This is a genomic window from Luteitalea sp., assembly GCF_044337415.1.
GTDB lineage: Bacteria > Acidobacteriota > Vicinamibacteria > Vicinamibacterales > Vicinamibacteraceae > Luteitalea.
In genome coordinates, this window is record NZ_JBIINP010000081.1 from 1 (window position 1) to 17,906 (window position 17,906).

Below are 17,906 nucleotides of genomic sequence, written 5' to 3' on the forward strand. Positions count from 1 at the left end.
TCACGTTCGCCATCGTGGCCACCCGCGACGTGAACAGGACCTCCGAGACCAATGGCGGCCTGTCGAGTGGCCGCCAGTACTGGTATCGGGTGCGCGCCTTCAACGCGACGGGCCCGAGCGCCTGGACACCGGCGGTGTCGATTCGGACGCAGTAGCCAAGCCGGGCGAACGCCCCGTCGACTGCCGACTGCCGAGTCGATACGATTCCCGACTCCCGATTCCCGATTCCCGAATCCCCGTTCGCGAATCGGGAGGCGGGGCCTATACTCGAAGGGGATGGCTGGCGCGTGGCGTGTGCTGTCGGGAGCCGTGATGCTCATGGTGCTGCTGGGGTTGCCGGTGGCGCCCCTGTGGTGCGAGCTCGCGTGCCCGCAGGAGCACGCGGCCTCATCGTCGGCGCCGGTGCGCGAGTCGTCGCCGTGCCATGAGACGGCCGCGAGCGCGGTCGCCGCGGACGACGTGGCGATGACGGCTTCCACGGCCAGCGGGTGCGACCATCCCGATGTCGTGTCGGCGCGCCCGCCCGACGCGCGCGCCCTGGCCCCGGCTCCGGTGGCCGTGGGCGAGCTGACCCACCTCGCGCCGTTCGCCCAGGCCGCCGCCGGCCGTCCAGCCGTGCGCGCGGTACGTGGACCCGCCCCGCCTCGCGGGCCCACCTTCACACGCGTCCTCCGGATCTGAGTCGGCACGCTGCCGTAACAGGCTGCGCGTCCCTGCGTCTGCAGGGACACGTGGCGCGTGCCCTCGCGCGCGCCCGACCCCGACCATCATCCTGAGGTTCCGCTTCGATGTCCTCCCCCGACTCGTCTTCCACCCTCTCTCGCCGCGCCGTCATGCGCGGACTCGTCGCCGGCGGTGTCGTCACGGCTGCGGGCACGCTCGCGCCGGCCGTGTCGCACGGGATGCGCCGCCTCCCCGCGTCGGTCCCGCAGGAGACGCTCGCGGGCCGCGAGTTCGACCTCGAGATCGGTCACGCGCGGGTCAACATGACCGGCGCCGATCGCACGGCGATCACCGTGAACGGATCCCTTCCCGCGCCGCTCCTGCGGTGGCGCGAGGGCGCCACCGTGACCATGCGCGTCCGGAACACGCTCGACGAGACCGCGTCGATCCACTGGCATGGCCTCGTCCTGCCGGCAAGCATGGACGGCGTGCCGGGGCTGAGCTTCGACGGCATACCTGCCGGCGGCTCGTATACCTACCGGTTCCCCGTCAGGCAGTCGGGGACGTACTGGTACCACAGCCACTCGGGCTTCCAGGAACAGGTGGGCCTGTACGGCCCGCTCCTGATCGAGCCGGCCGAGCCTGATCCCATCGCGTGGGATCGCGAGCATGTCCTGCTGCTCACCGACTGGACCGACGAGGATCCCGCGCGCATCTACCGGAAGCTGAAGAAGCAGCCGCACTACTACAACTGGCGCCAGCGCACGGTCGGCGACTTCCTGCGCGACGTGCGCGAGCAGGGCTGGGCCAGCGCGTGGGCCGATCGCGTGGCGTGGGGACAGATGCGGATGAACGCCTCGGACCTGGCCGACGTGACCGGGGCCACGTACACGTACCTCATGAACGGCGTCCCGCCCGACCGCAACTGGACCGGACTGTTCACGCCAGGCGAGCGCGTGCGACTGCGCGTGATCAACGGCTCGGCGATGACGTACTTCGACGTGCGCATCCCCGGGCTGAAGCTGACCGTTGTGGCAGCCGACGGCTTGCCGGTGCGTCCGGTCACCGTCGACGAATTCCGCATCGCCGTCGCCGAGACCTACGACGTCATCGTCGAACCCACAGGGCAGGAGGCGTTCACCATCGTCGCGCAGGCGATGGACCGCACCGGGCAGGCCGTGGGCACCCTGGCGACGCGCGAGGGGCTGCGCGCGGCGGTCCCGCCCCTCGACTCGCGGCCAGTGCTGTCGATGGACGACATGGGCCACGGGGGACATGCCGGGCATGCGGCGCCCGACGAGGCGCGGTCAACGCAGAGCGCGGGGCAGGGCACGCCAGGTGGCGCGGCCGATCCGCACGCGGGCCACGCGATGCCTGCTGCGGATCCCCACGCGGGCCATGTGATGCCGCAGGCTGCCGATGCGCACGCGGGCCACGGCACCGGGATGGTGTCGCACCCGGCGCAGGAGCAGGGCAACCCGCTCGTCGACATGCAGACGATGGCGCCCACCTCGCGCTTCGACGACCCGGGCATCGGCCTGCGGGGCAATGGTCGGCGGGTGCTGACGTACGGCGACCTCGCCAGTCCGTACGACGATCCCGACGGCCGCACGCCCACGCGCATCATCGAGCTGCACCTGACCGGGCACATGGAGAAGTTTGCCTGGTCGTTCAACGGCCGCAAGTTCTCCGACGCGGAGCCGATCCGGCTCACGTACGGCGAGCGCGTCCGTATCGTGCTGGTGAACGACACGATGATGACGCATCCCATCCACCTGCACGGGATGTGGAGCGACCTCGAGGACGAGGCCGGCAACTTCAAGGTGCGCAAGCACACCATCGACATGCCGCCAGGCAGCCGCCGCAGCTACCGCGTCACGGCCGATGCGCTCGGACGCTGGGCGTACCACTGCCACATGCTCTTCCACATGGAGACGGGCATGATGCGCGAGGTACACGTGGTGGAAGGCGCGCAGTCGTGACAGCGCACACCCGGGGCGGGAATCGGGAGTCGGGAGTCGGGAGTCGGAGCGCGATAGGCCAGAGTCGGCAGTCGGCAGTCGGCGGTCGGCAGTCGAACACCACTCGTGTTCTCGCACGTGCCCTGGGCGTGGCGACAGTGGTCGTCGCGTCGTGGCTCTGGGCGGCGCCTGTCGCCGCGCAGCAGGCCGATCCGCATGCGGGGCACCAGATGCCGGCGTCGCCGGCGCCTGCGGCCGGCTCGGGCCAGGCCGCTGCGGCTCCGAAGGGGCACCTCGAAACGGCGCCACCGCCGACCAGCGTCCTGTTGCCGCCGTGGGTGCCTGAGATCACCGAGGAGATGCGGCGAGCGGCGTTCCCGGAGACGCACGGCCACGAGGCGCACGACCGACGCGTCAACGGGTTCTTCCTCTTCGATCGCCTCGAGTGGCAGTCGGGCGAGGGCGACGCCCTCTCGTGGGGCAATCGCGGCTGGGTGGGCGGCGACATCAACCGCGCCTGGTTCCGCACCGAGGGCCATGGCGGCGACGGCGAGGTCGGGGAAGCCGATGTGGAACTGCTCTACGGCCGGGCGATCCATCGCTGGTGGGATGTGGTGGGGGGCGTGCGTCAGGACATCCGTCCGGACGTGCGCACGTGGATGGCCGTGGGCGTGCAGGGGCTCGCGCCGTACTTCTTCGAGGTCGCGGCGACGGCGTACGTGTCCGACCAGGGACGCACGGCGGCGCGCGTCGAGGTGGAGTACGAGTTCCTGCTGACCAACCGCCTGATCCTTCAGCCGCGCGGGGAGGTCACGCTGTTCGGGAAGGACGACCCGGCCGCCGGCGTGGGGGACGGGCTCAGCTCTGGAGAACTCGGCGTGCGGCTGCGGTACGAATTCCGCCGCGAGTTCGCGCCGTACCTGGGCGTGTCGTGGGTGAGGGCCTTCGGCGACACCCGCCGGATCGACGCCGACGCCCCGGTCGGTGCGCCGCGCCTGGTCCTCGGCGTCAGGACCTGGTTCTAGCCCTTCGATTCGCGGCTCGAGGTCAGGGCCCTCGAGCCGCTCACTCAGGGCGGTTGTCCCAACCAGGGCTACAGGCTACGGGCTACAGGCGACAGGCCACCTGCGCGGGTCGCCTGCAGCCTGTCGCCGGTAGCCTGCCGACCTACTTCTTCAGCTTCGGGTAGTGCTTCTTGAACAGCTCGCCGATGGCCTTGGCGATCGAGGCGTTGCGCTGGGCGTCGCTGCGGCGCAGGTCGATGTTGGCCTGGGCCATGCCGCGCCACACCACGAGCTTGTCCTTCTGGGAGTAGAGGTCGATCACGAGCGACCCCTTTTCCGCGATGTCGTAGGAGGTGGCCACGCCCTGGAACGGCGGCAGGCCCCACTCCATCGTGGGCGCCATGAACTGGCCCATCTTCTGCGACGCGACGTCGGGGCCGATGAGGATGTAGTAGGTGACCTTGATGTCGGCCGACTCGAGCGGCGCTGCCGTGTACTGGCGGGCGCCGAGCTCGCGGTTCACGGTGCTCACGATGGTCGGATCCCACATCTGCCGCCACCGGTCCGGATTGGCGTCGGTCATCTGCAGCATCTTCAACTCGCCGGTCGGCGTCGTCCACGCATAGGTGAACGGTCCGGCGAAGGAGAACCGCTCGTTGACGTTGACCGACAGCTTGACCTTCTGGGCCGTGACCAGCGTGGTGGCCAGCACCACCAGACCCACCGCCATGAGCAACCGCACCTTGCGCATCGTCAGTACATCCTCCGCGAGCATTTGACCACGGATGCCGCGTTCATCGCGGCACGACCCTCGTGACGACGGCCCCCGCCCGGTCCAAGGAGACGTGCTGGAGGCTGGCTAGGCGTCGACGCCCACGAACCGACGCCCGGGGTTCGTAGCCGTCGGCCATGGCCGGCGAAACGGCGCCGTCTTCATTCCGAACTCTGAATTGTGAATTCCGGGTGCTGGCCCTGCGGGCACCCGGCTAATACCTGCCGTAAATCTCCAGCGCCTTCAGCATCGACTTCTCGCGCTGGATGATCGGCACCATCTTCGACTCGCGCGCATCGTAGTCCTTCAGGAGCGCCACCACCTGGTCGGCGGCGCCCTGCGGCACCACCACCACGCCGTCGGCATCGCCCACGATGTAGTCGCCGGGATGGACCATGATGTCGGCGCAGCGCACCGGCGTCTGCTTCGACACGCTCACCATGCGGCCCACCGACGTGGCCGGGCTGACGCGGCGCGAGAACACCTTGTGCCCCATGGCCCGGATCTCAGTCACGTCGCGCACGGCGCCGTCGATCACCGTGCCCTCGAGGCCGCGCGCCACGGCGGTCGTCGCCATCAGGTTGCCCATGGCGGCGATCTCGAGCCCGTCCTCCATCACGTAGACCAGCACGCTGCCGGCAGGCGCTTCGTCGAGGATCTGCAGCAGGTAGTTGGGATAGGTACGGGTGTCGCTCTTGAGCACCGGCCGCATCAGCGCGGTCCACGCGCGGCCGACGATCTTGCCCGCGCTGATGGGCTTCATGTCCGACGACATCCACCCGCGCGCGCCGGTCGCGGCCTCGACCGCGTCGGCGATGTTGCCGGTGCTGTTCTCCGGCTTGCGCAGCGCGGCGATGACCGCCTCGGGTGAGAGCGCGGGCGCCGTAGCCTGGGCGGCGGGCTGGGCGGCGGGCTGGGCGGGCGCGGCGGCGGGTTGCGGCGTCACGGCGGGCCGAACAGGGGTGGGCGCGGTGAGCACGGGAGCGGCGAGCGCCGCGAGGGCGGCAATCACGGCGGCGATGAGCGAACGAGTGAACATGGACGGGGCCTCCTGGCGTGATGTGCTATAACACGCGGCCAACGGTTGCCACCACGGCCTGCGTGCCGAGCGCTCCGGCGCCGGGCATGCCCGACCTGCCCCCATGGGCCGTCGTGCGCGTGCGTGCTGGCCGCAGGAGACCCGCGTTGCCCACCCGTCTGCGAACCCTGCTCCCCCTCGTCCTGGCCGGCCTGGCGTCGTTGTGCGCGGCCGAGGCCTCGGCCCAGCCCTACACCCTGCTGATCAAGGGCGGGCACGTCATCGACCCGAAGAACGGCCGCGACGGCGTCATGGACGTCGCCATTGCCGACGGCAAGATCGCCGAGGTCGCCCCGGCCATCGACGCCGCGAAGGCCCGGAAGGTCGTCGACGCGAAGGGGCTGTACGTGACCCCGGGGCTCATCGACATGCACGCGCACGTCTTTTTCGGCACCGAGCCGGACGCGTACCTGAGCAACGGCCTGGTGGCGGTCGCCCCCGACAGCCACTCGTTCCGGAGCGGGCAGACGACGCTGGTGGACGTCGGCGGCGCCGGGTGGCGCAACTTCGCGCAGTTCAAGGCCAACATCATCGACACGTCGAAGACCCGCGTGCTCTCGTTCCTGAACATCGTGGGCGTGGGCATGAAGGGCGGCCCGGCCGAGCAGAACATGTCCGACATGGACGCCAAGCTCACGGCCATGCGGATCAAGCAGCATCCCGGCCTCATCGTCGGCATCAAGGTTGCCCATTTCCAGGGATCCGAGTGGGATCCGGTCGACCGCGCCGTCGCGGCCGGGAAAGACGCCGATGTGCCCGTGATGATCGACTTCGGCGGTAACACCCCGCCGCTCTCGCTCGACGCCCTGCTCAACACGCACCTGCGCCCCGGCGACATCCTCACGCACATGTATGCCCACGTCCGCGGCCGCATGCCCATCGTCAACGCGCAGGGGCAGGTCGAGCCGTTCGTCATCGCGGCCCGCAAGCGCGGCGTGATCTTCGATGTCGGCCACGGCGGCGGCAGCTTCCTGTGGCGTCAGGCCGTGCCCGCCACGAAGCAGGGGTTCTTCCCTGACGTGATCAGCACCGACCTGCACACCGGCAGCATGAACGCCGGCATGAAGGACATCCTGAACACGATGTCCAAGCTGCTGAACCTCGGCATGCCGCTCACCGACGTGATTCGCGCCAACACCGCGAAGGCGGCGTCGGTCATCAAGCGCGAGGACCTCGGGCACCTCGGGGTGGGCAGCGAGGCGGACGTGGCGGTGCTCGCCGTCCGCAATGGCGAGTTCGGGTTCATCGACTCGTCGGGCGGTCGCATGCCGGGCACCCAGAAGCTCGAATGCGAGCTGACGCTGCGCGCCGGCCAGGTGGTGTGGGACCTCAACGGCCGAGCCGCTCCCGACTGGGCCACGATGCCCACCGAGGCCCAGGGGGGCAACGCCACGCGCCCGCGACGCACCTCGTCGCAGGAGCAGTGATGCGCGCACGCCTCTGCGCCATCGCGCTGCTGGTGACGGCCGTGGCCGTCCCGGCGCACGCGCAGCGACGGGTGATCCGTCCGGAAGGTGCGCCGACCGACCGTCCGTATTCGCCGGGCATCCAGGTCGGGCAGACGCTGTACATCTCGGGCCAGCTCGGCCTCCCCGGCGCCGGGGCCACGCCGGCGACGATGGACGCGCAGGCGCGGCAGGCGATGGACGGCATCGGCGCCGTGCTGAAGGCTGCCGGCCTCGGGTACGAGCACCTCGTGAAGTGCCAGGTGTACCTGGCCAGCATGGACGACTACGCCGCGATGAACGCCGCGTACCAGTCCTACTTCAAGGGGCGGGTGCCGGCGCGCACCACGATCCAGGCTGCGGCGCTGCCGTCGAAGGCGGGTGTGGAGATTGGCTGCATCGCCTACGCGGACGTCGCGGCGATCTCGGTCGTCACGCCGCCTGCAGGCACGCTGCCGGCGCCGCTCGGTCCGTATTCACCGGCCGTATGGGCTGGCGACACCCTGTACATCTCGGGCATGGGTGGCCAGAATCCCGCCACGAAGGCGGTCGCCGAGGACGTGCCCGGGCAAGTCACGCAGACCATCGCCAACATCTCGACGACGCTGAAGGCGGCGTCGCTGGAACTGCGCGACGTGGTGTCGACGCAGGGCTACCTGACGCGGCTGGACGAGGTGGCGCAGTATCCGCCGGCGTTCACCGCGGCGTTCGCGCCGCTGCCGCTGCCGGCGCGCGGGCTCGTGGTGGTGCCGCGACTGCCGGGGCCCATCCGGGCCGAGCTGACGTTCGTGGCGGTGCGTCCGACCGTGAAGCGCGAGCCCGTCGGCGACGTCGAGAAGCCGTACGCCATCAAGGCCGGAGCCACGTTGTACGCCAACCCCGAGGAGTCGCCTGATGCGGGCACGACGGTCGAGGCGCAGGCGCGCGATATCTTCGCGTACCTGCGGGGGACCTTGCAGGACGGAGGACTCACGACGCGCGACGTCGCGTCGGTGACGGTGTACCTCACCGACGTGGCCGACATGCCGGCCATGAATGCGGTGTTCAAGGAGACGTTCCCCGTCGACCCGCCGGCGCGCGTGACCGTGCAGGTCCAGCCGGAGGGCAAGGAACGAATCCGCGTAGCGCTCATCGCTGCTCGTTAGCGCCTAACGCTCAACGCTTAACGCCTAGTGCCCAATGCTCAATGCCTGACGTTGGCTGACGCCCCAGCCCCCAGCCCCCAGCCCCGACTCCGGAGACCCCGATGCTGACCCGACGTACCTTCTTCGAGCGACTGTCCACGCTGCCCGTGGTGGGCGGCTTCCTCGGCGGCGCCGCCACGAGCGCCGCGGCGGCCACGCCGATGATGCGCGACTACTTCAAGGAACTCGGCGTGCGGCCGTTCATCAACGCCGCCGGCACCTACACCGACATGACGGCGTCGCTGATGCCGCCGGAGGTGATGGCGGCCATCAACTACGCGTCGAAGCACTACGTGCCGCTCAACGAGCTGCACGACAAGGTGGGTGAGCGCATCGCGACGCTCGTGAAGGCGGAGGCGGCGCTCGTGTCGTCGGGCGCGGCCTCGGCGATGACGCTCGGCACCGCCGGGATCCTCACCGGCGGCGACCCGCAGAAGGTCATCGACCTGCCGAACCTCGTCGGCATGAAGAGCGAGGTCATCATGCAGAAGTCGCACCGGTTCGGCTACGACCATGCGGTGCGCAACTGCGGGGTGAAGATCGTCGAGGTCGAGACCGTCGCCGATCTCGAGCGGGCCATCACCCCGCAGACGGCGATGATGCTGTTCTACAACAACAACAACTCGGTCGGGCAGATTCGCGACGAGGAGTTCGTGCGCCTCGGCAAGAAGCACGGCGTCCCGACGATGAACGACTGCGCGGCCGACGTGCCGCCGGTCGAGAACCTGTGGAAGTACACCGCCATGGGCTTCGACCTCGTGGTGTTCTCCGGCGGCAAGGGCATCCGCGGGCCGCAGAGCGCGGGCCTGCTGCTCGGCCGCAAGGACCTGATCAAGGCCGCGCGCGCCAACGCCGCGCCCAACGGCAACTCCATCGGCCGCGGCATGAAGGTCAACAAGGAGGAGATGCTGGGGATGCTGGCGGCGATCGAGCGCTTCGTGAAGCTCGACCACGTGGCACTCGACCGCGAGTACACGCGTCGCGCCGAGCTGATCCTCAAGAGCCTGGCCGGCCTGCCGGGGATCACGGCCGGCATCACCGTGCCCGAGGTGGCCAACCACGTGCCGCACGTCGAGATCAAGATCGACGCGGCCGCCGCCGGCATCACCGGCCCGGAGATCTCGAAGAAGCTGCGCGAGGGCACGCCGTCGATCGGCGTCCGCCCCGGCGACGACCTCATGATCGGCGTGTGGATGATGCAGCCCGGCGACGAACTCGTCGTCGCCCGCCGGCTGAAGGAAGTCATTACCAAGAAAGCGTAGGCAGGTTGCTGGAAAGAGCCAACCTGAATTCAGAATTCAGAGTTCAGAATGGAGGCCGGGTGTCGACCAGAGGTCGGCCCCTTCATTCATCACTCTGAATTCCGAATGGCATCGCCGCGCTCATCAGAGCGCGGCGATGCAGTCCATCTCCACCAGCGACTTCCCCGGGACACCGCCGTAGCAGGCAATCGTCGTGCGGACCGGCGGGTTGGGGCCGAAGCGGCCGCGGAACACCTCGTTCATCGCCGCGTAGTCCTGCAGGTCGTGCAGGTACACGTTCACCTTCAGTACCTTCTCCATCGACGAGCCGACCTTCTTCAGCTCGCTCTCCAGCGCGTCGAGCACCTTGGCGGTGTGGAGCTTGATGTCGCCCTCCTCGTGGTAGCCCTTGCCGGCGACGAACACGAGGCCGCCGGTGTGTACCTTGACGGCTGAGAACAGCGGCGCCTGCTTCGGGGCCTCGGCCTGCTGCGCCGCATCCGGGATCGTGATGGTCTCGGTGGCGGCCGCGGCGTGCGCCCGGCCGCCGAACAGGCCGGCCGCGGTGGCGCCGGCGGCGGCGATGAGGGAGCGGAAGGCGGAACGGCGCGACGGATCGGGCTGGGTGGCTGGCACGCGTGTATCTCCTGGGAAGTCGGAAAGACGTGACGGTCTGCAGGCGCGAGGATAGCCGCGCCGCGCAGGACGGGCAAGCGGCACGCCCGTTGAACCGACGCCGTGATGGACATATGGCGCGATTTCGATTAGCGTGAGCGCCAATTGGCGAGTTGAAACGCGTTCCAGATCATTGGAACCTGTGCAGGTCCTGCGTCCGCCCAGAAGTCGCCGATCCGGCGTGAGCCCCTGTCCAATGGGGGGCCGGAGCGGACGCGCTCTCCGTCCGAGGAGGATGCCCGAGTGCTACGAACCCTGAGTTCCGCCGTCCTGGCGTTGTTGCTGTCCACACCCGCGTTCGCGCAGCTCGCGTCGCAGACCGGCCTGGTGGGCTCGGTCACCGACTCGGGCGGCGGCGTGCTGCCGGGGGCCACCGTCACCGCCGTCAACACGGGCACGCAGGCAACCCTCACCGGCGTGACCAACGAGGCCGGCGTCTACCAGTTCAACGCCGTGCCGGTCGGCACGTACGAGATCACCATCAGCCTGCAGGGCTTCCAGTCCTTCAAGGCCACCAACATCCGGGTGGGCGGCAACCAGGTCGTGCGGCAGGACGCGGTGCTCGCCGTGGGCGACCTGTCGGAGACGATCACCGTCGAGGCCGCCAACACGACCATCCAGACCGATCGCGCCGCCGTGTCGCAGACGGTCGAGGCACGGGCCGTCATCGACCTGCCGTCGAGCGGCCGTAACGTCTGGCAGTTCGCCGCCACGACGCCGGGCGTTCTGCGCGGGAACACGACGGACATCGGCCTGTCGTTCCGCGGCGCCGGCCAGCGCGAGATCCAGAACAGCCTGACGATGGACGGCATCAACGCGACGTCGAACCTGCTGGCGATGACCAGCATGCGCCCGATGGCCGACGCGGTGCAGGAAGTGGCGGTGCAGACCGGCAGCACGTCGGCCGAGTACGGGTCGTACCTGGGTGTCCACGTCAACGTGGTGACCAAGGCCGGCACCAACCAGTTCCACGGCGCGCTGTTCGAGTACTTCCAGGACGACGCGCTCGAGAGCCGCGGCTACTTCGACAACCCGAACCTGCCCGAACCGCCCAAGCGGAGCAACCAGTACGGCGTGCAGTTCGACGGCCCGGTGATGATTCCCGGCCTGTACAACGGCCGCAACAAGACGTTCTTCATGGCGGCCTACGAAGGGCAGCGCTCCAACCGGGAGACGAGCCCCATCGCGTCGGTCCCGACCGAGAGGATGCGGCGCGGCGACTTCAGCGAGATCGCGACGCCGATCGTCAACCCGTTCACGAAGGTGCCCTATCCGGGCAACCAGATCCCGCTCTCGCAGCTCTCGGACGAGGCGCTGCGCCTGATGCAGTACTACCCGCTGCCGACCGGGCCCGGCACCGCCAACAACTACCAGGGGCCGGTGCTGACCGAGAACGAGGTCGACCAGATCCTGGCCCGTGTGGACCAGAACATCGGCAACTCGGCGCGCGTGTACGTGCGCTACAACTGGGTCGACGCCTTCGACGGCTTCGGCGCCATCAGCCCGACGCAGGGGCTGTACCAGCCGCGCAAGAACAAGAACACGCTCGTGTCGTACCAGCAGACGCTCTCGCCGACGCTGCTCAACGACTTCCGCATCGGCTATCACCGCATCGACTTCGACTCGCTGAACAACTTCACGATCGACGGCAACACGACCGCCGGATCCGACATCGGCATCCCCGGTTTCGACGGCGACGTGCGTTACAACAACCCGGGCATCCCGACGATCGGCATCACCGCCTTCGCGGGCCTCGGCAACGGCGGCACCAACTGGTACCAGTTCGACACCACCTTCCAGATGTCGAACGTGCTGTCGTGGACCAAGGGCAAGCACAACATCCGCACCGGCTTCGACCTGCGCAAGATGGCCACCGGTCGTCGCGCGGCCAACAGCCCGCGCGGCGCGTTCAGCTTCAACGGCCAGATGACCGGCTACTCGGTGGCCGACTTCATGACCGGCGTGCCGATCACGGTCGGGACACCGGTCGACCAGGTGCAGGGCCACGTGGGCCAGTGGCGCAACGGGTTCTTCGTCAACGACGTGTGGCAGGCGACGCGCAACATGACGCTCAGCCTGGGCCTGCGCTACGAGCGCAACACCCCGGTGCAGACCTACGAAGGGCTCGCGTCGATGCTCGACGCGTCGCAGACGCAGATCATCCCGACGTCGTTCCCGGCCGTCGGCTTCGAGTTCCACGAGCCGAACACGCAGGACTGGGGCCCGCGGCTGGGCGCCACCTACCGCCTGAGCGACAAGACCGTGCTGCGCGCCGGCTGGGGCATCTACTACAACCCCAACCAGATGAACTCGTTCACGTTCCTCACGAACAACCCGCCGATCGCGGCCGAGTTCACCTTCAACAATGCGCCGGCCAACCCGACGCTGACGTTCGACCAGCCGTTCGGCACGGTGGGACCGGGCGGGCCGCCCAACATGATCACGCCGAACCGGAACCTGCCGAACGCGCGCAAGAACCAGTGGAGCGCCGACCTGCAGCACGAGATCTTCGGCAGCACCGTCGTCGAGGTGCAGTACCTCGCGTCGCGCACCAGCAACCTCGATCGGAGCTTCTTCAACAACACGCCGTTGCCAGGCCCGGGCGCCATCGACCCGCGTCGGCCGAACCAGTTGTTCCGGCAGATCCGCACCATCCAGAACGACCTGATCGCCAACTACGACTCGGTGAGCCTGATCGCGCGTCGACGGATGGTCAACGGGTTCCTGGTCAACGCCCACTACACCTGGTCCAAGACGCGCGACATGGCGACGCACTCCAACGGCGGCGGCGCGATCGTCAACAACTACGACATCTGGAGCGACTACGGCCCGGCCAACTGGGACGTGCCGCACCGCCTGGTCGTGAGCTACGTGTGGGACATGCCGTTCTTCCGCGACTCCGACAACGTGTTCCTGCGGGGATTCCTCGGGGGCTGGCAGATCGGCGGCATCACGACCATCCAGAGCGGTACGCCGCTGAACGTGACGATCCAGCCCGACCGCGCCAACATCGGCATCGGCAACCAGCGGCCGAACCTGGTCAATGCCAACGTCACGCTCAACTGCCAGGCCAACCCGAACGGCCTCGGCCTGGTGGGCTGCATCGACCCGGCCGCGTTTGCGCTGCCCGACTTCTTCACGTTCGGGAACACGCCGCGCAACTACCTCCGCGGCAGGAAGTTCAGCTCGACCGACGTGTCGTTCATGAAGAACATCGCCACCGGCGGCCGCAGCCGCATCCAGCTACGCGCCGAGGTCTTCAACCTGTTCAACGAGGTGAACTGGGGGGCGCCGAACACGACCTTCGGTGCCGCCAACTTCGGCGTCATCGCCTCGGCCGACACGATGCGTCGCGCCGAGCTGGGCGTGAAGTTCCTCTTCTAGTTCACTTGTAATTCCGCGATGCCGGGAATGCCGGGAATGTCGGGGGCCGTCGACCCACATCCCGCATCCCGGCATTCGTCGTTTCAGGGCATCCCATGACCGCCATGCCGATCGAGACACAGGGGCCGATCACACGAGCGCCCGCGAGCGCCCGAACCCGGAGGCGCGTCGCGGCCCTCTGCGTGATGGGCCTGTCGCTGCTCCCTGGTGTCGCCGACGGACAAGCGGCACCCACGACGCCGCGGGTCGAAGAGATCCTGATCCTGCGCTCGGTCCGGCTCTCCCGCGTGGCTCCCACGGACTTCTGCGGACCGTCAGGCGTCGGTGTCACGACGCCGACCTTCGAGGATCGCTACGAGTTCAGGGCAGTGGCGACCGACGCCGCCACCGGCCGAGTGACGAGCGTGAACGGAGCCCGAGTCGGCACGTTGCACGCGTGCCTCGGCACGACGGCCGACGCGAAGGTCGGCGATTTCCACGCGCGCGGCGAGGTCGGGGGCATGCCGCTGCTGGCGCGCGGGCAGTGTCGCGTCACCGGGCAGGAGTTTCCGGAAGCCGGCATCACGCTCCATGCGTGCCAGTTCGATCTGTCCGGACTGCCTCCTGAGTACGTCGGTGGTCGGTTGACCACCAACACGGCCCAGGGGCGGACGCCGGTCGGGGCCGACAGCGATCCGCCGGGCTACACACAGCCTTCGATCGCCACCATCCGCCTGTGGAAGGCACGCTAACGGCGAGAGGCTATCCGATGCACCCGCATTGTTCGTTCGCGCGGCAGTCCTGCCAGTCCGGTTCGGTGTCATGGCCATCGGCGTAGGCGCGCGTCGTCGGTCTCGCAGCGGTGCAGGCCGCCGACTCGGGGTCACACCATCCCCGCGCGTGTTCGTGCTGCTCGCGTTGCTCGTCGCCGGCCTCGGCCTTGGCGCGTCGCAGCAGCGTCCTGGCGGCGAGAAGGGCGAGTGGGGTTCGTACGGCGGCGACCTCCGCAACACCAAGTACTCGCCGCTGACCGAGATCGATGCCGGCAACGCGAAGCACCTCCGCGTCGCCTGGCGGTGGACCTCGCCAGACAACGCGGTGGTCGCCAGTCAGCCAGGGCTGCACCTCAACCTGTTCGAGGGCACGCCCGTTGCACTCGATGGCCATCTCTTCGTCGCGACGGGGCTCCACCAGGTCGCCAGCATCGACGGCCGGACAGGCGCGACGCGGTGGGTCCACGACCCCGGCCTCTATCGACGGGGCACGCCGCAGCGATTGGGCTGGGTGCATCGGGGCGTCGCGCTGTGGACGGCAGGCCGCCGCGTGTTTCATGCGACGGGCGACGGCTACCTGCTGGCGCTCGACGTCGACACGGGCACGCCCGTGTCCGGGTTCGGGACCGACGGGCGGGTCGATCTCCTCGCCGGGCTTCGTCGTCCGGTCACGCGCTTCGAATTCGGCGTGAACTCTCCGCCGAGCGTCGTCGGCGACGTCGTGGTGGTCGGCTCGTTCGTGCAGGATGGCTGGCGGAAGAAGGCGGGCCCGCCAGGGGACGTCCGCGGCTACGACGCGCGATCCGGGCGCCTCCTCTGGACGTTCCACACCGTGCCCGACGCCGGAGAGTTCGGTACCGACACATGGCTCGACGAGTCGTGGAGGTACAGCGGGAGCACGAACGTCTGGACGGTGATGAGCGCCGACGAGGCGCTCGGCCTCGTCTACCTCCCCACGAGCACGCCGACCAACGACCACTACGGGGGCCATCGGCCTGGCGACAACCTGTTTGCCGAGAGCGTCGTGGCGCTGGACGTGAAGACGGGGAAGCGCCGGTGGCACTTCCAGGCCGTGCACCACGGCATCTGGGACTACGACCTCCCCGCGGCGCCCGTGCTTGCCGACGTGACGATTGGCGGGCGACGACGCAAGGTGCTGGCCCAGGTGTCCAAACAGGCCTTCGTGTACGTGCTCGATCGAGAGACGGGCGCGCCGATCTGGCCCATCGAGGAGCGACCCGTCGCGCCATCGACAGTGCCCGGCGAAGTCCTGTCGCGCACCCAGCCCTTCCCGAGTCGACCGGCGCCATTCGATCGCCAGGGAATCACCGTCGACGACCTCATCGACTTCACGCCCGCGCTGCGGCGCGAAGCCACCGACATCCTGGGCCGGTTCGACAGCGGGCCGCTCTTCACGCCGCTCTCGGAGCGGGGCGCCGTGGTGATGCCAGGGGCCGTGGGCGGCGCGAGTTGGGCAGGTGCTGCGCTCGACCCCGAGTCGGGCCGCCTGTTCGTGCCGTCGGTCACCACCCCGTACATCATGCGGACGCGGGCGCTCGACCCCACCACATCGGACATGCGCTACGCCTCGTTCGGCATCGACCGCCTCCCCCTCGGCGGTCCGCAGGGACTTCCCCTCACCAAGCCGCCATACGGTCGCATCACGGCCATCGATCTCGGCACCGGCGAGCACGCGTGGGTCGTGCCGCACGGCACGGGACCGCGCGACCATCCGGCGCTGGCCTCGATGCAGTTGCCGAGGCTCGGCTGGCCCTCGCGCGGGTTCGTGCTCGTGACGCGCACGCTGCTCTTCGCCGTGCAGGAGCCGGAGATCGCTGGGGCATTCTCGGCGGCCACCAACACGTTCATCTACAACGCACGCACGCGGACGCCGCAGCTGAGCGCGTTCGACAAGCGCACCGGACAGATCCTCGTCGAACTCGCCCTGCCCGCCAATGCCGGGGGCTCGCCGATGACCTTTCGCGCCGGCGGCAGGCAGTACATCGTCGTGCCAGTGGGCGGCGGCGGTGTGCCAGCCGAACTCGTGGCCCTGTCGCTCGGGGAACGATAGCGGGCGCCTGCCGGACCGATCGCCGCGTTCTGGTTCCCGCGTGATGTCGGAGCGGCGCGCGCGTGGCCGCGACGGGGGTATCACTGCCGTGCTGGTCGGTGCCGCATCGATACAGGACGCGGACCAGGGGGGCCGACGTATGGCGTGCGGCCGTGGCTCGTCCAATCGACGCTGCTGTCGATCGGCCTCACCTTGCACCTGCGCACCGTCTCTCGTCCGTGGATCGCATCGCCAACGTCAGGCCCGGGTGTCCAGCGGTTGACCACCGAGGTTCCTCACGCTGCCGCCGCGCACGACCGCCGGTGCGAGGGCCCGTCGCGCCGACCCGGCGCGACGCACCGCGCGACATATACTCCTGCTTCGATGCCCCTGTCGCCCGGTACCCGCCTCGGCCCCCTATGAGGTAACCGCCCCGCTCGGCGTCGGCGGAATGGGCGAGGTGTACCGCGCCACTGACACGAACCTGAAGCGCCAGGTGGCGATCAAGGTGCGCGGCCGGCTCCTGTCCACGACGACGGTGACGTCACTCGAGGCGTTCGCCACGCAGGCCGCCCTCGCCATCGAGAGCGCACGGGTGTACGCCGAGTCGGCAGAGAAGGCGAGGACGGACCGCGACCTCAAGGTGGCCGCCGAGATCCAGCGGGCCCTGCTGCCCGAACCGCGCTGGCGGGGCACCACGATCGACCTCGCGGCCAGCACGACGCCGTGTCGCACCATTGGTGGTGACTTCTTCGACCACCTCGAACTCGGCGACGGCGTCGTCGGATTCGCCCTGGGTGACGTGGCGGGCAAGGGGCCGCCGGCGGCGCTCCTGGCGGCGACGGTGCAGAGCCACTTCGCGGCCCACGCGCCGATTGCTGCCGACCCCGCCGACCTGATGGCGCGCCTCAACCGCGCGCTGTTGCGGCGTGCTGTCGAGGCACGATTCGCGACGATGTTCTACGGGGTCGTGTCGTCGAGTGGCGAACTCGCCTACACCAATGCCGGGCAGGAACCGCCGATCGTCGTGCGCGCCGACGGCACGCTAAACTCGCTGGATGTGGGAGGTCCGGTGTTGGGACTGCTGCCGGGCGCGTCGTACCAGTGGGCCCGCCTCTCACTCGCACCCGGGGACATCGTCCTGGTCTGCAGCGACGGCGTGACCGAGGCTCGGAACCCGGCCGGCGACGAGTATGGCCTCGACAGGCTGTCGGCGCTGCTCGCCTCGGCGCACGGCGGCGATCCGGACGATCTCGTCGCGCTGGTGCTGGCGTCGGTGAACGAGTTCGCGGGGACCGAACCGCAGGGCGACGACGTGACCCTGATGGCGTTGCGGTATCGCGGATAGGTCGACCCCTCCTGTCGCGGCCCTCCGTCGGGTACCATCCGCTTCATGCGTCCCCTCACCTCGCCCGCCGGCTGGAGCCGTCGGCAGATCTTCCGCGCCGCGAAGGCGCTCGGCCTCGGCTCGCTCGTGCCCACGTCTGCGCTCGCCGCGACGCAAGCCGCCGCGGGTGCCCGGCGTGCCGCTGTCGCGCCGGTGGCGGCCGCGGGACCGTCGGGCAAGGAACTGTACGCGAGCCTCGGCGTGCGGCCGATCATCAACGCGCGCGGCACGTTCACCATCATCGGCGGATCGGTCGAACTGCCGGAGGTGCGCGCGGCCAAGGCGGCGGCCAACCAGCACTACGCCAACT

13 protein-coding genes and 1 pseudogene are annotated in these 17,906 nt (G+C 69.3%); 11 read left to right on the forward strand and 3 right to left on the reverse strand.

Features of this window, described 5'->3' with window-relative positions:
- Positions 1 to 276 precede the first annotated feature (276 nt).
- The 3 genes from ACIRDX_RS12965 (at position 277) to ACIRDX_RS12975 (ending at position 3,649) form a co-directional block, all read left to right on the forward strand.
- Positions 277 to 681 (forward strand): hypothetical protein, encoded by a 405-nt coding sequence (locus ACIRDX_RS12965; protein WP_396625853.1) that lies wholly within the window; start codon positions 277 to 279, stop codon positions 679 to 681.
- A 152-nt stretch (positions 682 to 833) separates the two neighbouring features.
- A complete protein-coding gene (locus ACIRDX_RS12970; RefSeq protein ID WP_396625854.1) occupies positions 834 to 2,645 on the forward strand; it encodes a copper resistance system multicopper oxidase in 1,812 nt (603 codons plus the stop codon).
- Positions 2,646 to 2,773: 128 nt separating this feature from the next.
- On the forward strand, positions 2,774 to 3,649 hold the full coding sequence (locus ACIRDX_RS12975; protein WP_396625855.1) for a copper resistance protein B: 876 nt from the start codon (positions 2,774 to 2,776) through the stop codon (positions 3,647 to 3,649).
- A gap of 142 nt (positions 3,650 to 3,791) precedes the next feature.
- On the opposite strand, the gene ACIRDX_RS12980 is transcribed toward ACIRDX_RS12975, so the two are convergent.
- Both ACIRDX_RS12980 and ACIRDX_RS12985 read right to left on the reverse strand, forming a co-directional pair.
- On the reverse strand, positions 3,792 to 4,379 hold the full coding sequence (locus tag ACIRDX_RS12980; protein WP_396625856.1) for a DUF4136 domain-containing protein: 588 nt from the start codon (positions 4,377 to 4,379) through the stop codon (positions 3,792 to 3,794).
- Positions 4,380 to 4,614: 235 nt separating this feature from the next.
- Positions 4,615 to 5,439, reverse strand: a complete 825-nt coding sequence (locus tag ACIRDX_RS12985) for an RraA family protein (RefSeq protein ID WP_396625857.1) — start codon at positions 5,437 to 5,439, stop codon at positions 4,615 to 4,617.
- A 146-nt stretch (positions 5,440 to 5,585) separates the two neighbouring features.
- Here ACIRDX_RS12985 and ACIRDX_RS12990 point away from each other — a divergent pair, with 146 nt between their 5' ends.
- The 3 genes from ACIRDX_RS12990 to ACIRDX_RS13000 all read left to right on the forward strand — a co-directional run bounded on the left by ACIRDX_RS12990 (position 5,586) and on the right by ACIRDX_RS13000 (position 9,369).
- Positions 5,586 to 6,905, forward strand: coding sequence for an amidohydrolase/deacetylase family metallohydrolase (locus ACIRDX_RS12990; RefSeq protein ID WP_396625858.1), 1,320 nt, complete (start codon positions 5,586 to 5,588; stop codon positions 6,903 to 6,905).
- On the forward strand, positions 6,905 to 8,068 hold the full coding sequence (locus ACIRDX_RS12995) for a RidA family protein (RefSeq protein WP_396625859.1): 1,164 nt from the start codon (positions 6,905 to 6,907) through the stop codon (positions 8,066 to 8,068). The genes ACIRDX_RS12990 and ACIRDX_RS12995 overlap by 1 nt, the downstream gene beginning before the upstream one ends.
- Positions 8,069 to 8,169: 101 nt before the next feature.
- A complete protein-coding gene (locus tag ACIRDX_RS13000) occupies positions 8,170 to 9,369 on the forward strand; it encodes an aminotransferase class V-fold PLP-dependent enzyme (RefSeq protein ID WP_396625860.1) in 1,200 nt (399 codons plus the stop codon).
- A gap of 123 nt (positions 9,370 to 9,492) precedes the next feature.
- Here ACIRDX_RS13000 and ACIRDX_RS13005 read toward each other — a convergent pair whose 3' ends face one another.
- Positions 9,493 to 9,984, reverse strand: coding sequence for a RidA family protein (locus ACIRDX_RS13005; RefSeq protein ID WP_396625861.1), 492 nt, complete (start codon positions 9,982 to 9,984; stop codon positions 9,493 to 9,495).
- 282 nt (positions 9,985 to 10,266) lie between these two features.
- Between ACIRDX_RS13005 and ACIRDX_RS13010 the strand changes: the two genes are divergently transcribed.
- The 5 genes and pseudogenes from ACIRDX_RS13010 to ACIRDX_RS13030 form a co-directional block, all read left to right on the forward strand.
- Entirely contained in the window at positions 10,267 to 13,407 is a 3,141-nt protein-coding gene (locus ACIRDX_RS13010; RefSeq protein ID WP_396625862.1) for a carboxypeptidase regulatory-like domain-containing protein, read from the forward strand.
- A 104-nt stretch (positions 13,408 to 13,511) separates the two neighbouring features.
- Positions 13,512 to 14,138, forward strand: a complete 627-nt coding sequence (locus tag ACIRDX_RS13015; protein ID WP_396625863.1) for a hypothetical protein — start codon at positions 13,512 to 13,514, stop codon at positions 14,136 to 14,138.
- A 148-nt stretch (positions 14,139 to 14,286) separates the two neighbouring features.
- Positions 14,287 to 16,230 (forward strand): pyrroloquinoline quinone-dependent dehydrogenase, encoded by a 1,944-nt coding sequence (locus ACIRDX_RS13020; protein WP_396625864.1) that lies wholly within the window; start codon positions 14,287 to 14,289, stop codon positions 16,228 to 16,230.
- Positions 16,231 to 16,669: 439 nt separating this feature from the next.
- A complete protein-coding gene (locus tag ACIRDX_RS13025; protein WP_396625865.1) occupies positions 16,670 to 17,557 on the forward strand; it encodes a PP2C family protein-serine/threonine phosphatase in 888 nt (295 codons plus the stop codon).
- A 45-nt stretch (positions 17,558 to 17,602) separates the two neighbouring features.
- Positions 17,603 to 17,906 (forward strand): annotated as a pseudogene (locus ACIRDX_RS13030) (Cys/Met metabolism pyridoxal-phosphate-dependent protein); the annotation flags it as partial.